This window comes from Lentimicrobium sp. S6, from assembly GCF_013166635.1.
GTDB lineage: Bacteria > Bacteroidota > Bacteroidia > Bacteroidales > UBA12170 > UBA12170.
The window spans coordinates 1-15,804 of the sequence record NZ_JABKBZ010000095.1; the positions used below are offsets into that span (position 1 = coordinate 1).

Annotated in this window: 10 protein-coding genes and 1 pseudogene; 5 read left to right on the forward strand and 6 right to left on the reverse strand. The window is 36.0% G+C overall.

The window, feature by feature from the left end:
* Positions 1 to 310 precede the first annotated feature (310 nt).
* Both HNS40_RS23000 and HNS40_RS23800 read left to right on the forward strand, forming a co-directional pair.
* Complete coding sequence (locus HNS40_RS23000; protein WP_253916446.1) at positions 311 to 562, forward strand: helix-turn-helix domain-containing protein; 252 nt, start codon at positions 311 to 313, stop codon at positions 560 to 562.
* A pseudogene (locus HNS40_RS23800) lies at positions 496 to 1,244 on the forward strand (IS30 family transposase). Before HNS40_RS23000 ends, HNS40_RS23800 begins: the two are co-directional and overlap by 67 nt.
* 308 nt (positions 1,245 to 1,552) lie before the next feature.
* Here HNS40_RS23800 and HNS40_RS20070 read toward each other — a convergent pair.
* The 5 genes from HNS40_RS20070 to HNS40_RS20090 all read right to left on the reverse strand — a co-directional run bounded on the left by HNS40_RS20070 (position 1,553) and on the right by HNS40_RS20090 (position 11,054).
* On the reverse strand, positions 1,553 to 2,359 hold the full coding sequence (locus HNS40_RS20070) for a redoxin family protein (protein WP_172284283.1): 807 nt from the start codon (positions 2,357 to 2,359) through the stop codon (positions 1,553 to 1,555).
* Positions 2,360 to 2,538: 179 nt separating this feature from the next.
* Complete coding sequence (locus HNS40_RS20075; protein WP_216663788.1) at positions 2,539 to 2,859, reverse strand: EthD family reductase; 321 nt, start codon at positions 2,857 to 2,859, stop codon at positions 2,539 to 2,541.
* A gap of 154 nt (positions 2,860 to 3,013) precedes the next feature.
* Positions 3,014 to 4,351 (reverse strand): S41 family peptidase, encoded by a 1,338-nt coding sequence (locus HNS40_RS20080; protein WP_172284285.1) that lies wholly within the window; start codon positions 4,349 to 4,351, stop codon positions 3,014 to 3,016.
* A 412-nt stretch (positions 4,352 to 4,763) separates the two neighbouring features.
* Positions 4,764 to 7,886, reverse strand: a complete 3,123-nt coding sequence (locus HNS40_RS20085; RefSeq protein WP_216663787.1) for a glycoside hydrolase family 2 TIM barrel-domain containing protein — start codon at positions 7,884 to 7,886, stop codon at positions 4,764 to 4,766.
* A gap of 135 nt (positions 7,887 to 8,021) precedes the next feature.
* Positions 8,022 to 11,054 (reverse strand): aminotransferase class III-fold pyridoxal phosphate-dependent enzyme, encoded by a 3,033-nt coding sequence (locus HNS40_RS20090; protein WP_172284287.1) that lies wholly within the window; start codon positions 11,052 to 11,054, stop codon positions 8,022 to 8,024.
* A gap of 894 nt (positions 11,055 to 11,948) precedes the next feature.
* Between HNS40_RS20090 and HNS40_RS20095 the strand changes: the two genes are divergently transcribed.
* From HNS40_RS20095 to HNS40_RS20105, 3 genes are all read left to right on the forward strand, one after another.
* Positions 11,949 to 13,004, forward strand: a complete 1,056-nt coding sequence (locus HNS40_RS20095; protein WP_172284289.1) for a hypothetical protein — start codon at positions 11,949 to 11,951, stop codon at positions 13,002 to 13,004.
* Between the two features lie 69 nt (positions 13,005 to 13,073).
* Complete coding sequence (locus HNS40_RS20100; protein WP_172284291.1) at positions 13,074 to 14,531, forward strand: T9SS type A sorting domain-containing protein; 1,458 nt, start codon at positions 13,074 to 13,076, stop codon at positions 14,529 to 14,531.
* Between the two features lie 137 nt (positions 14,532 to 14,668).
* A complete protein-coding gene (locus HNS40_RS20105) occupies positions 14,669 to 14,914 on the forward strand; it encodes a hypothetical protein (protein WP_172284294.1) in 246 nt (81 codons plus the stop codon).
* Here the strand turns inward: HNS40_RS20105 and HNS40_RS20110 are convergent.
* Entirely contained in the window at positions 14,872 to 15,495 is a 624-nt protein-coding gene (locus HNS40_RS20110) for a phosphotransferase (RefSeq protein ID WP_172284296.1), read from the reverse strand. The two genes, HNS40_RS20105 and HNS40_RS20110, sit on opposite strands and share 43 nt — an antisense overlap.
* Positions 15,496 to 15,804 lie beyond the last annotated feature (309 nt).

Here is a 15,804-nt window from a genome sequence, read left to right on the forward strand (position 1 = left end):
AGTACAATATAACTCTGAAGACGTCGAAATATACTGTAAATCGGAGCGTATTGCCAATCATAAAAGGAATTATAAAAGAGGTGCTTACACAAAGAAAGATGACCATTTGAGTAGCTCTCACAAGTTTCTTAAATTCAAGTAGTAAATGCAACTTTTCGATTTAGAGGCGAAAGTGTTAATTTTTCAAAACAGAAAGAGAGAAGAACTCTCCTTCATGTTTTGATGGTTTGCTTACCTTACCGCTTCCAATCGCGAAAAAAGAAGTTGTATGGCACACTTAACCGAATGACAAAGGTACACCATTTCATGTATGCTGAGTCAAGGATATGGCATTACCCAAATAGGACAGTTTATTGGTAAAGATAAATCAGTAATCAGCCGAGAATTAGCACGGAACTCTGATGGAAGAAGCGGGGTGTATGATTCTGAACTAGCACATAGGAAGTATAAAATCGGCAAAAAAAGAAACCTAAGCATATCCGTTTCACTCCTGAAATTCAAAAAGAAACAGAAGATTTATTACGACTGGACTATAGTCCAGAACAAGTGGTTGGAGTTTTAAAGAAACAGGGAAAACCCTATATTTCTTCGGAAGGTATTTATCAGCATATCAGGGATGATAAGAAGTCTTCCGGAACCTCATATACACATCTGAGAAGACAAGGTAGAAAGTATCGAAAAAGAGGATCAAAGAAAGATTCAAGAGGAATAATAAAGAATCGAGTAGGCATAGACCAGCGCCCCAATATAGTAGATAATAGAGAAAGATTTGGGGATTTAGAAGTAGATTTAATTGTTGGTAAGCACCATTATCAGGCTATGCTAACAATTAACGACAGGTCTTCGGGTATGCTGAAAATGAAGAAGGTAAAGTCAAAGGAATCAGATGTTGTGACACATGCAATCAATGATTTACTGGAAGAATGGATACCCTATATTAATACAGTTACAGCTGAAATGGTAAAGAGTTTGCAGGACATGAAAAAGTAGCTGAATTTTTAAAAATTGATTACTATTTCGCCAGGCCATACCACTCCTGGGAAAGAGGTTCGAACGAAAATTTAAATGGGTTGATAAGACAATACTTTCCAAAAGGAAGTGATTTTGAACAAATTAATGAAGAAAGAATTAAGGAAGTTGAATCGATACTAAATAATAGACCTAGAAAAAGATATCAATTTGAAAACTCTATATTTGCAATGGAAAAAATATTGTTTAACTCAAAAGTTGTATTTGTGGGTTGAATTCAGCTTTCTTTTCTCCATATACAATAGCAGATGCCCTATGGGCAATGCTTTTCTATAAATAGTAAGTTGAGAAGAAAAAACTACCGCGTAGTGGTTCAGCTCATGTATAAAGTACTTGCTAAAGTTTTCTATTCCCCGTAGGGGATTTGCTTTAATTGCGCTCTATCTTTTATTGATTTTTTAAAACATATGCTCTACGAGCAAATAAAAACAATTCCCTTTCTCCTTATTCAAAAGCTGATGCCCTATGGGCAATGCCTTTTTTGTGATTGCAAATAAACATAGTAAATATCTAGAAGACGGTTTTAATCATTATTCTCTAATAATTCCTTAATTCGTTTGGCGATTTCCTTTAGTTTTTCCTCAGAATAACCATCTGAGATATAAACTACTTGGCCATTCTGATTGATGAGAAAGTTTCTGGGAATAGTTTCTGTAGCATAAAGCTGATAGATACTCTTGTCTGGGTCAAGTCCCACATTGAAGGTTATGCCTCTTTCTTTAAACCGATCCATTGTTTTTTGAACTACTTCTTTTTGTTCTCCTCTGGAGATGGGAATAAGCACAAAGTCTTTATTCTCAAATGGCTTTTGAATGACAGTTGGAATCTCGTTAAACTCTTTTAAACAAGGTCCGCACCAGGTAGCCCAAAAGTTTAAAAGCACCACTTTCCCTTTTAGTTCGGATAACTGAATCTCTTGTCCATCCAACATTTCCACTTTAAAACCAGGGGCTTTATCACCAGCGAATATTAGAGTAGTTTCCTCCACTCGTTTTCTGTATTTATCCTCCTCTGCTTGCTTTTTCTGATCTTCTTTTTTTTGGTCTAGATTGGCTTTTTTTTCCAATTCCTTTTCAGATAATAATGTGATTTTTAAGATAAAGCTATCTTCTATTCTATTTCCAAATTTCTTGATGAGCTCTGCTTTTTCTTCATCACTCACTCCTTTATCAAATGATTTGATGGTATTTGGATCTAAAGCATTTACATACTCCTCAGATTGTTCCAAACCATCTACTAAATAGATAAATTGTGCTTTCTCTGTTTGAGTGAATCCATTTAAGGTTAATAGTGAAAAGGCAAGTATGATAAAGATTCTAAAGTGTTTCATATTTCTCTAATGATTTGCTAACAAGAAGCAATAATAGTAATAAAATCTATTTTTAGCTTACCGAAATCACAAAAGAATATGAATACTCTTAAGCCTGAGTAAGATATTGCTCTTAAAGCCTCTTCTTCATGGAGTATATATGCCAAGGCTCTTCATCCTATGGTCAATACTCCATTAAACTACATTACTTCACTCACTTGAACGATAGGTTCAATATTTGTAAAATTAGGCAAATCTCCCATTATTTTTTCGGCATTTGGTCCAAAAGCTTTTCCGAAATCTTCTACAGAATCAAAATACATATTCCCCATTCCAGCAAATGGAGCAGTGGACCCTAGTGTAGCACCTCCTAATCCTTTTTCTACTGTTGCACCTTTAAGGAAATCTCCTAGTAATTCATTAACCATTGGCAAATGGGTATTGCAATAGTAGTCCATATCAAATGTTTTGTTTTCCCCATTTGGGTATAATACACTTACTTTCGTCATTCCTTTTTTCATGCTCTTAGGTTTTAATTTGAACCTAAAACTACACTTTTTCAGTCCTAATGGGTTGTGTTGTGTAGCTTTAAATATTCTAACTATTTGTTATTTAGTGGATTATTGATTTTGTTTGAGCTGCTGCTTCTTTCATTTTAAACTATCTTCTGATTGCTTAGTCTTTATTTTTAAGGTTTCTATCTGAACGCCCATTATCATAAAGACCTTCTAATGCTGTGACTTCTCCTTCTTCCGATACAAATTTGATCCTAAATGATGACATGTCTTTAAGTTGAAATTCATCATAATTGAGGGGAATCAGTTCATGTTTATTTCTTCCAATTTTTTGATAATACAATTTATTGTTTTCCATACTAATGATTCTTGGACCATAGTTTCCTATATAGGATTCTAGAGTTGATTCCTCAATAATGACAGGTTCAAGTATAGCCTTAATAGCATCTAAATTCCATTGATAGAATTTTTCAAGCTTTGGATCATTACTTTCTTTTATTAAGTATTCTAAGGCATTAATTTGTGCCACCTCCAAGGCTTGATTGGCATCCACTTTTATTTGTGGTATCACTCCAATTCCTTCCCAGTTGGTTTCTGTTATTGGATTTATGGCACGTCCAGAAGGAACCCATACGGTGAACTTATCAGTCGCGGTTAATGAACCTCCAGGGTGAGCTCCTCCACCAGTTGTTTCACCAATAAGAGTCGCCCTTTCTAAGTTCTTTAGGTTATAGCTAAACTCTTCAGCTGCCGAAAATGTTCTTTTGCTCGTTAGCACATAAACTGGTGTTCTAGGGCTTCGTTTTCCCTGAACATAGGGTAGCGTCCAGGTTTGGGTATGACTGTCAGTGGGTCTCCAATAAAAATTATTTAGGTGCACCGGGTTGCTGTCAAATAGATAGCTAGTAATTAGCTGAATCATGGCTGGACTACCTCCGCCATTCATTCTCAAATCAATAATGATAGCATTACTATTGCTTAAAAAATTCATGGCAGAAACTGCTGTTGCACCGGCATATTCTACATCGGAAAAGCTTCTTAAATCTAAATAGCCAATATTACCATCTAGTATTTTAACTTCCTTAAAACCGAAGTTCTCCCGTTTTAAGTTGGCAATATATTCATATAGATAATTCAAACTGTCTTCTGCTGTATATACTTGTTCTTGAGCAGCAATTTCTTGAGGATTATACTCAACTCTGATGTGTTTATCGTGACTTATAGATAATAAATCTTTAGTCAATAGAGTGGCAAATTCAAAAGGGTCTTTAATAGAATTGTAATCCCCATTTTTCAGGTTTCCTTGAATCAATTCAGACATTTGCTCAGCTATTTCAGGAAAGACATATGTACTTAGAAGTTTGCTGCAAATAGAATCAACGGTTATTGTCTTTTCTTGATTGTTTAAATCTGTTTGAACATCTTGTGCCTGAGCATTATTATTGAAAATAATAGAGGTAAATATCAATACCGATAAAAGTAAAATTGATTTTTTCATAGTTGTTGTTGTTTTCAAGTAGCTGTGAGAAATACATATATTCTTAAGAACTTAAGCCTAAAAATACGCTTTTTAATTCTTTTTGAAGATATTGTATACCTTTTAACAATTCTGGATATATCGTGTCAAAAGGATTATGGTTTTAGATTCGGATTTCACTGAAATCGTAAAACAAAGGAAACACTTCTTAGTCCTTTTTATATGCCTAGTCTAATGATGAGCCAACATACCGACACAATTGTAATGATACCAATAATTCTATTTACAAAGTTATGACCATTTGTATCAAACCAATCATCAGAGTTATTAGGCCCATAAACATATTCACTGAAAGTGTATTTTGGCTTGTTTAAAATTGTTATCCGTATCGTTCCATAAACCCAACGAACAACAGCGCCTAAAAAGTTAAATATCACTTCTCCACCACAGAAATCAAAAAAGAATAATAATACTCCTTAGCCGGAATACGATATTCCTCATGTACCATTCTGCCCCAAGAAGTATCACCTCCTACACCCATCATTTTGTAATCTATATTCCATTGTACCACTTCGCCTGTTTTAATATCGGCGCCATGGCGAGAAGTGACAGGCACCAATCCTGATGCCGATTCACCGCCACCTTTTCCAGCTACAAACTCCAATTCACTTTGTCGGAATGGCCAAGTGCTACAGTTCATTTTTTCGTTTCCGACAACTGTTACTTTTAACTTGTCCGACTCCAATGCCATCCAACGAACATCGCTTTTGTTTCCGGTTTCTTGTGGTCTTGGGTAACGGTGGAATTGCTCCTCAACTTTTCCACTATAAATACCCATTTTAGAACCTGTTTTTCTATCATTATAGCTTTCATCTGGACCTCGACCATACCAAGAGACCTCCTCATAATCACTTGGAAGTATCATATACATGCCCAGTCTAGGAATATCTGGTAAACTTTCTTTTAATGGAATGAAATGATAGTTTACTTTTAATTCTCCATTATTTCTAAATTCCAAATCTAGCTCTACTTTGGCAACTTCATGGGCTAATTTAAAACCTACTTTCATTTTTATACCCTTCTCATTATTTTCAGGTTCCAATAGTATTTCTGATTCATAGTTTTCACTAGTTTCTTGCCAAATATTAGCCCAATTTTGCATACCATTCCCTAAATCATTATCGGTAGGTGAACGCCAGAAATTGGCTTTTAATCCTTCTTCTGTAATGATTGAGCCATTTACAGTCCATAACTCAATATTTCCATTATCCCGATTAATATTCCATTCCACCTTCTCGTTCTTAAATACAAAAACATTCTTTTCTATAGAGATTTTTAAACTTTGTGCTGCCGTATTTATTGGAGGAAGCTCTTTTGCCCAGTTCAGTTGAAACTGCTCAAATGCCATTTCATGATTTACAGGTAGCAAATCTTGTTCTTTAGTGGTTTTGAGTTCTATAATTAAAAAGTGCTCGGCTAAAGGATCTAGTTCGGCAATATCTAAATCTGTTTCATAGCTTTTTCCTGCTTCTATTTTGGGTAAAATAAATAATTCTTCCTGAACAAGAATTCCATCTTTTAGTACCTTCCAAAATAATTCTAAATCCTCAAAAGCAGCAAAGAAGTTCTTATTGCTAATGGTCAATTTGCCATCAGTATATTCAAATTTTGCCGGCTGATATACTTTCTTCACTTCTCGTAAATGCGGATGAGGATTACGATATGGATCTACCAAACCATTATTGAGAAAGTTTCCATCAGTAGGCAAGTCGGGATGGAAATCGTGACCATAGGCCAAATAAGGATTCCCATTTTCATCTTTATACTCCAAGCTTTGGTCTACCCAATCCCAGATAAAACCGCCTTGTAAAACTGGATACTTCTCAATGATATCCCAATAATCCTGCAAATTCCCCACTGAATTCCCCATGGCATGGCAATATTCTATCATGATGCTGGGCTTTTGTGGGTCATTTTCTGCATAACGAATCAATCGCTCTGGACTGGGATACATGGGGCAGAAAATATCGGTATAATCTGCCGTTCCAGCTGGTTCGTATTGAATGGGTCGGGAGGAGTCTTTAGCTTTTAGCCAATCATAACAAGCTTCGAATACTGTGCCTTCTCCGGCTTCATTTCCCAATGACCAAATAATGATAGAAGGATGATTGCGATCTCGGATATACATGCGTTCAATTCTATCTAGATGGGCAGGTAACCATGACATCTCATTACCTATCTGGGTATCTTTATTTATGGCAAGAGGATGGCTTTCGATATTGGCTTCATCAATAACATAAAGCCCGTATTTATCACATAAATCTAGCCAGTAAGGATGGTTGGGATAGTGGGAGCTTCGCACTGCGTTGATATTGTTTTGCTTCATCAAGCGAATGTCCTTTTCCATGCTTTCTTTGGACACCACATGACCAGTAAATGGGTCGGTTTCATGTCTGTCCACACCCTTTATATAAATTGCTTTTCCATTGACTAATAGCTGATTATTACGGATTTTGATATTCCTAAACCCTATGTTTTTCTCAATCAATACTCGTTGACTCTTATTCTTGTCATCTTTTAAAATAATGGTGAATTTATAAAGGTTAGGCTCCTCCGCTGACCAAGGCAAAATGTCTTTAATCAAAGATTCTGTATGTAACCATGTACTGTCCTCAATACTGATGTGGATTCTTTTTTGGAAAAGTTCATTTGCTTTGTCATCACTCACTGAGACCATTAAAGTTCTATTTTCAATAAGTCTTGTAGAACTGCACACTAAAATATCCGCGGCGAAATCTCCATTTCTAAAAGTTGAATCTAAATCAGCCTGAACATGAAAATCTGCGATACTGACCTTGGGCTGACTATAGATATAGACTTCTCTTTCAATTCCGCTCATGCGCAACATGTCCTGACTCTCCAAATAAGAAGCATCGCTCCAGCGATACATTTGCATGGCGATGAGGTTTTCGCCTTCTTTTATATAATCGTTGATGAGGAATTCAGCAGGCGTTTTGGAACCCTGAGAATAACCCACAAATTGCCCATTGATATAAAGATACATGGCCGATTTAGCGCCTGCGAAATGCAAAATCACATCCTCAGTCAGCCATTCTTTTTCAATGGTGAAATTCTTTCTATAGCTTCCCACTGGATTATAATCCTCGGGTGCATCGGGCCAGGTGGTGGAGAAGGGATAGCGTTCATCGAGATAAATGGGATGATCATAGCCTTCCACTTCCCAATTGGCTGGAACAGGAATCTCATCCCATTGGCTATCATCTATATTCACCTGATAGAAATCCATAGAACGATCTTTAGGGGAGCGTACCCAATGGAATTTCCACAAACCATCGAGACTGAGGAAACGAGAAGATAGTTCCATTTTATCACGCATACATCTTCCTGCTTCTTCATAAGGAAAGAAACTCGCTCTTGGCGCTAATTTATTCACTCCAAAAACCTGATGATTTTGGTGTAGGTTTTGTTCTTGCTCTTGTGAAAAAGCAATAGCAAAGATGAAAATCGATAGGTATATTAGTATTGTTTTCTTCATTTTTTCAAAAATTGAAATCTGATGTTGATTAAGAGCTTTGTGGGTCGTTGAGCCTGTCGAAACGCCCATTGACCATTGTTTATTTTGGCCATTTCGACAGGCTCAATGACCGGCGATAGACCAACTTAAGGAACTTTATTCTCTCATAAAATCTTCAGTAAAAATCACCTTTAATCTCTTGATTAACTCCTCGGCATTCTCTTTGGAAAATACCATGGGTGGTTTAATCTTTAATACATTTACATCTTTGCCATCGGTGCTCATTAATATCCCTAAATCTTTCATTCTATTGGCTAGATAAGCTGCTTTTTCTGGGAGTGGATTTTTGTTTTCATCTACCAATTCAAAGCCCAAGAATAAACCTTGTCCTCTCACATTTCCTATAATGGGGAAGTCTTTGGATAAGACTTCTAATTCTGATTTTAAATACTCTCCAACTTCCAAAGCATTTTGTTGAAGCTTTTCGTCTTTCACCACTCTAAGAACCTCTCTTCCGATGGCGCAGGAAACAGGATTACCACCAAAAGTATTGAAATATTCCATTCCATTGGCAAAGGCATCGGCTACTGCTCTAGTGCAAACCACAGCGGCTAATGGATGACCGTTTCCTATGGGTTTTCCTATGGTGACAATATCAGGTACCACATCGTGAAGCTGGAATCCCCAGAAGGCTTTTCCTACTCGTCCAACACCCACTTGCACTTCATCGCTGATACAAAGGCCTCCAGCTTTTCTAATGGCAGAATAGGCCGTTTTTAAATAATCCTCAGGTAATTCTATTTGCCCACCACAGCTAATGATGCTTTCACAGATAAATCCTGCTACATTTCTTCCTTTCGCTTGTATTCTATCTACTTGTTCTTGAATATGAGCAGCATATTTCTCTCCACAATTCTCTCCTTGATAAAGCCCACGATAGGCATCGGGCAAAGGAACAATATGGGTATGTTCTGGGGCGCCTTTACCACCTTTCCCATCGAATTTATAGGAGCTCACCTCTATACATCCATTGGTGTTTCCATGGTAGCCAATTTCCACAGCTATCATGTCTTTCTGTCCAGAATAGGCACGACACATTCTGAGGGCCAATTCATTGGCTTCGCTGCCAGAATTCACAAAATGCACCACCGATAATTCCTGGGGGAAGGTGCTTAATAATTCCTCGGCAAACTGATTGATGTTTTCGTGGAGATAGCGGGAGTTGGTGTTGAGAATGCCCATTTGAGCTTGTCCTGCTTTTACCACTCTTTCATGCTCATGCCCCACATGTGCCACATTATTTACCGTGTCCAGATATTTCCTTCCACTAGAATCCAATAGAAAAGCTCCTGCTCCTCTCACCATTTTCAGTGGAATATCATAGCTCAAACTTAAGCTCTTACCTAAATGTTGTTTGCGGTATTTAATAAGTTGCTCATTGTCTTTTTGTAGGGCCTCCTCTAAGTTTTTTTCTTTCCATAGTAAATTTGAATCTGGACAAATACTCGACCAAATCTCTAATTCCTTGGCCGTGGAAACCCCTGGGAAATCATACTCGTAATCTAGCATACTTAGCATGAGTTGAAAATGCAGGTGAGCAGCCCAATTGCCATTTTCTTCTTGATTTCCAACCCAAGCTATCAGTTCTCCTCGTTTTACTTTTTGATTCTTCTTTATTTGATTCAAAGAGTTTAAGCTCAAATGTCCGTAGAGACTATAAAATTCTAAGCCTTCCTCCGTTTGGTGTTTTAAGATGAGAGTAGGGCCATAATCTTTGTCTGCATCGTTATGATGAATACTAAAGACTTCGCCATCTAAAGGTGCATGAATAGCTGTTTTGGCTTCCAACCACAAATCTGTTCCCAGGTGAACTGCACGATATATAGGACCATTATTGCTTTCCTTTTTATAGGCATCGGTAATATAAAACGGACGAGTTTCTAGATATCCTCCAGCTACGATGATATTCTTGTTAGCAGACTTTAGTTCTTGCAATTTGTATTCTGTGAACTGATTATTGAGGTATTCGCTTTCATGACCCATCCAGGTGCTTTCAATACTCATGTCCACTTTTTTAAGCTCCTCAAATTCTATCTGAGGAAAAAGCGATTGGATGGAGATATTTTGTTTTGCCGCCCAGTTTTTAAATTCTTTTTCTTTTGGATGTGGACAGAAGCCACACGCCGCTCTAAAAGAATAATGGGCTAAATCTTCAGAAATGGCTTTCCATTTTTCCAATACCTGCCAAGCTGGTTTTTCGCTGATGAGCAGATAAGTATTATCGGGTTCCAACTGTCTATTGATAGCAGATTTAGTAACGCTAATCACCAAGCGCATGGCCACCAAAGTATAGAGAAATTCCAATTCCTCTTCCAGCAAAGGAAACTCTTGATAATAGGCTTTGATAATGGGTAATGAAGCTTCCAAAACATCGGATTTATTCATTACCGCATAGGCAATGGCAATGGCTAAATCGTTAATGGTTTGGGTATAAATGGCATCTCCATAATCGATGATAGCTTTTACTTGAGGATGGATTAAATCGTTACTCACAATCACATTATTATCGTTGGCATCACTATGTACCACCGATTTTCTGAGAGATTGATACGGCTCATGAATTTCTTTGAAAAGAGATTGAAAATACTCAATGATTTCTAATTTGTCATCAGAAAACAGATTGGTATAATTGTAAGTCCATTGTGCTTGCCCCACATCCCAAGGAAAATCTCTATGAGCCAATGGATGTTCAAAACCTTGAAGGGTAGTGCTTAACTTCCCAGCTTCTTTTCCGAGGGAATAGAGGAGGGCTTCATTTTGAGGATTCACTGCTGACCAAAGTCTACCAGGAATAAAGTTCAATAGTCGGACGAGTCGGGTTTGTCCATGTTCGTCCTGATACTTAGATATGGCATGGCCATCTTTATCCTTAAAAACTAGAGGTGAAATTATGTTTTGAGCATGTGTTGCCAACCACGCTAATATTTTCTCTTGGAAAGCGATTTCCTGTTCATCAGCATCGGGTCTACTCACTTTCAATAGGAAAGAATCCTCATCCGTTTTTATTTTAAAATTGAAATCTAGCTCTCCGGGTAAAGGAGTTATTTCTCCCTTAATATGATAGTGTTCTGGAGCTATTTCTGCAGCCTGAGCAGCTGTAATTTGAATATGGGTATAGTTTGCTTCCATGATTTCTTCTTTTTAGAAAACCTATTACAAACCTAATATGTTTTTTGGATTTAAAAGAAATATATTGAAGAATAGTAATGTATAGTAAAGTATTGCGGCTTACAAGTAAGGTAATTCTCCCGAATTGCGTTTTTTAAGACAGCTAAGAAGTAGATGAGAAATAGAGAACAGGAGACTTGTATTGGTGAGTTGGCGAGTTGGCGATGGGGAGAGCTGGTGAATTGGCGAAAGAATATCCTACAAAGGCTCTAACACGTTTTACTATTCCCTTCTAGGATTAGCTTCTATCAATAAAGGGTGCTGTAGCTTGCAGGGGATTGTTTCACTTCGCTCACAATGACAGTGCTTTTATTAGAATAAAGGAGTATGATGATTCTAATCAATAACCAATAGTTAAATAACAATCTATGTAAAATAACTATACCTTAATAAGGAATGAAATATATTATGTTAAAATCTTTAAACAGTTCAAAATTTAATTTACTTTTGACAGGCAATTTATACTACAGTTTATCTATTTATGTTTGAAATGAATCCATTTATCCATCTCGGGATTTCTTCTTTTATATTGAAGGAAAATAATACTAAATTGCCATACCCCCCCCGTCAGATAAATACAGTTTTAGTTTCCTGTGAAAAAGAAAATCATCAAGCATTACGAAATGAAAAAAACATAAAATACCAACTATTTGTATTGGGAAAAAACAACTTTGACCAGATATAGGGCGTGCCTTTGTTTTTTGGTCTTAAGTAAAAACAAACAGCCCGTCCTAAGCTCCACCACAATTATCTTACCTCTCGGAGTAAAGCCTAGTAACAGACCGTTTGAGTTTACAAAGTTAAATTTTTTAATCGAACCATATAGAATGAGTGGGTTCACAAATACAATTTATAATGAGAAGATTATATAATATAACAATATTATTAAGCGTTTTCGCTATAGGTTTTATAGCCTGTAATAAAGACAAAGAAAACAAAATGACCCCAAATACAGAAAATGAAGTATACTGGTCAGAAGAAGATGTGAAAATCCAGAATGCTATTTTAGATTTCCAAGATAAAATTAAAAACAATAGTTTTAAGGATGGGGAAATGATGAGTGTTGAAGATGCTTTGTGGAATTTGGAAGCATTAATTAATTATAATTATTCTACACCAGATTCTGGATTTTTAAACTTAACCATTGATACTACATTTGAAGCAAATGTAATGATCAATAATGGCATGGTTAGTTATAATAATTTGGTTGACATTGCATTCGGGATGGAAGAATACGTGGTGAATTTCACCAATCAATTACCCAGTGATATTGGGTTTATGATTGCTGCTGATGTAACGCTTAAAGAAAATTCTTTAAAAGATGGAACTTCTATTGTTGCGGTAACAGCAGCTTATGGTAGTGAAAAACGACCAAATACACCCTGTTATTCGCCTTTTGAAGATTATGACTATTGGCGATGGGGTGGAGCTTGGTCTGAAAATGGTGGTTATTGTGATGGTCCATATGTAGGAGACAGTGATAACCTTGATGCAGCTGAAAAAATACAATTCAAAATTAATAATCCAGAATGCTTGCAGCAAGATATTCCAGGCTCATATGTTGTGCAAACTACTTCTATTTTTATTGAAGCTGACTATTTTCCCAATCCTGATGATGATGTACAAAACGATAATAGTTATGATTGTTTGATGTATTATCAATCTACAGCTAATGGTCCAGTGAATACTTGTCTATCACCTGATAAAATGGACTGGTATGTACAAGGAACGGCAAAGGTAGTTCAAGATAGATCACTTTATATTAAAAGTTTATATCCAGATGAGATTTGGAAGTTTTTGAGTATTGATATAGAAGGCGATTATCTTCTAGATGGTGGTGCGACTATTTATCTACATAATGCTTACTTGTTTTATGGTAAATTAGCCATTTATGTTCCACCTGTAGACTAAAATATAAATTAATAGGTTGCCCGAATAGTTTTGAAACTTATTCGGGCAATTCTTTAAATTCAAATAAAAATGAAAAATATTTTATTATCATTATTATTAGGTTTCTCAAGCCTATTAATAGCACAGCAAACCTTCCAAACAACCATAAAAACTTCAACAGATTTATTTGTAAGCAACTCAATATGTTTAGAGAATAGTTATTTGATATTATGTGTCAACTACCTGCCTAACAATAGTGCATCTGGTATTGTTTATCAAATTGATCAAATAGGGCAGTTACATGATTCTTTAGTTATTGAAAATGATGGTTTTGGAGCAACAGTCAATAAAGCAATTATTTTAGAAAATGGTTTGATTAGACTTTTTTGTACCAAAGAGCAACAAGGTAGCGCAGGCTTCTACGATATTTGTTTGATTGATATTGATGAGGATTTAAATATTATACAAGAACTGCAATATGATATAGGAATAGGAAAGGGTTGGTCTCATATAAACGAAGTTATAAAAGAAAATGGTGATATTATTTTAGCCTCAATGGTAGATGGTTCTCCTCCACAGTCTGGCACACAATACATAGATAAATGTTTGATGAAAATTAAGCAAAATGGCGATCTACTATTTGATAGTGTTTATAATCAATCAGGCTTAGAGATTACAATGGATTTTCTAGAATTCCCTAATTCAAATAATTACATACTATACTGTATTCAAAATTTTGATGCTGGAATTTTTTTAAAGCAAATTAATATTTTAAATTCTGATTTAGAATTTGTAGAAAACAAATGGATTGAGGACTTTTCATTACAAGCTAGCATGCGAAATTTTGGTGATGAAGATTTTGTCATTTGCAATAAGAAGGAAATTGATAATGGAGGTTGGTATACTGCTGTTAGTACTTATGATATAGGATTTGAAAGAACCAATCAAATTTTACTTGGTAGTAGTGATTCTGCCTCTTACCCAGGTCTTTATAATAGTATTGCATTTGGTGAAAACGAAACTATGTTCATCGGATCTACTTACAATTTAGGTGTTGATGCTTATCCGAATAGAGAATCTTATTTCCGTTTGGATAATTTAGATTATGAATTAAATTTAAATTGGCAGAGATATTTTGGTGGAGATGCCTATTATAACCTGATAGACATTAATGAAACCCCCGACGGTGGTTGTATATTAGTAGGTACTAGGTATGAGCATGGAACCCAAGGGCCTTTTGAAAAAGATGTCTTTATTGTTAAGGTTGATGAAGATGGCCTCATTACATCCACCAATAGCAATGCAGGAATCCCCATAAAAAATGCCATAGTATTACCCAACCCAGGAAGAGAATACCTAGAACTACACACTGGAGCTTTTCCAGCCACTCTACAACTCCTCAACCTCAATGGAAGTTTAGTTTTAGAGGAGGCCATCAACTCCAATATTTCTCGTGTAAATACTTTGGAACTCTCCTCTGGCACATATATTTGGTCATTGGTGAAAGAGGGTAAAGTGGTGGAGTCTGGTAAGTGGGTGAGGGAGTAGGTTTTGAAACCCGTAGCACAGTTCTCCTGAACTGTTGCTAGTTTAATGAAAATAGATAGGTTAGTAAAAACCAAATAATACGGAATTAATGCATAATAAAATATTATTTTTGAAGTTATATGAGATTAGAAATAGCAATGAAAACACTTTACCTTTTATTTTTTGTTTTACTATCAACGAATCTCCTTAGCCAAAACTATTGGTATAAAGAAATCCCAAGTAATAATAATCAAACACCTATCGGTGATATTGTTATTTATAATGACTCCTATTTCTTTAGTCTCATTGATGAAAATGATATTACTATTGAGGATTATTATTCAAAAATCTGTAAAGTAGATCATAATGGAAATACTGAACTATCCGATTTTCTGAGAGATTGATACGGCTCATGAATTTCTTTGAAAAGAGATTGAAAATACTCAATGATTTCTAATTTGTCATCAGAAAACAGATTGGTATAATTGTAAGTCCATTGTGCTTGCCCCACATCCCAAGGAAAATCTCTATGAGCCAATGGATGTTCAAAACCTTGAAGGGTAGTGCTTAACTTCCCAGCTTCTTTTCCGAGGGAATAGAGGAGGGCTTCATTTTGAGGATTCACTGCTGACCAAAGTCTACCAGGAATAAAGTTCAATAGTCGGACGAGTCGGGTTTGTCCATGTTCGTCCTGATACTTAGATATGGCATGGCCATCTTTATCCTTAAAAACTAGAGGTGAAATTATGTTTTGAGCATGTGTTGCCACCCACGCTAATATTTTCTCTTGGAAATCGATTTCCTGTTCATCAGCATCGGGTCTACTCACTTTCAATAGGAAAGAATCCTCATCCGTTTTTATTTTAAAATTGAAATCTAGCTCTCCGGGTAAAGGAGTTATTTCTCCCTTAATATGATAGTGTTCTGGAGCTATTTCTGCAGCCTGAGCAGCTGTAATTTGAATATGGGTATAGTTTGCTTCCATGATTTCTTCTTTTTAGAAAACCTATTACAAACCTAATATGTTTTTTGGATTTAAAAGAAATATATTGAAGAATAGTAATGTATAGTAAAGTATTGCGGCTTACAAGTAAGGTAATTCTCCCGAATTGCGTTTTTTAAGACAGCTAAGAAGTAGATGAGAAATAGAGAACAGGAGACTTGTATTGGTGAGTTGGCGAGTTGGCGATGGGGAGAGCTGGTGAATTGGCGAAAGAATATCCTACAAAGGCTCTAACACGTTTTACTATTCCCTTCTAGGATTAGCTTCTATCAATAAAGGGTGCTGTAGCTT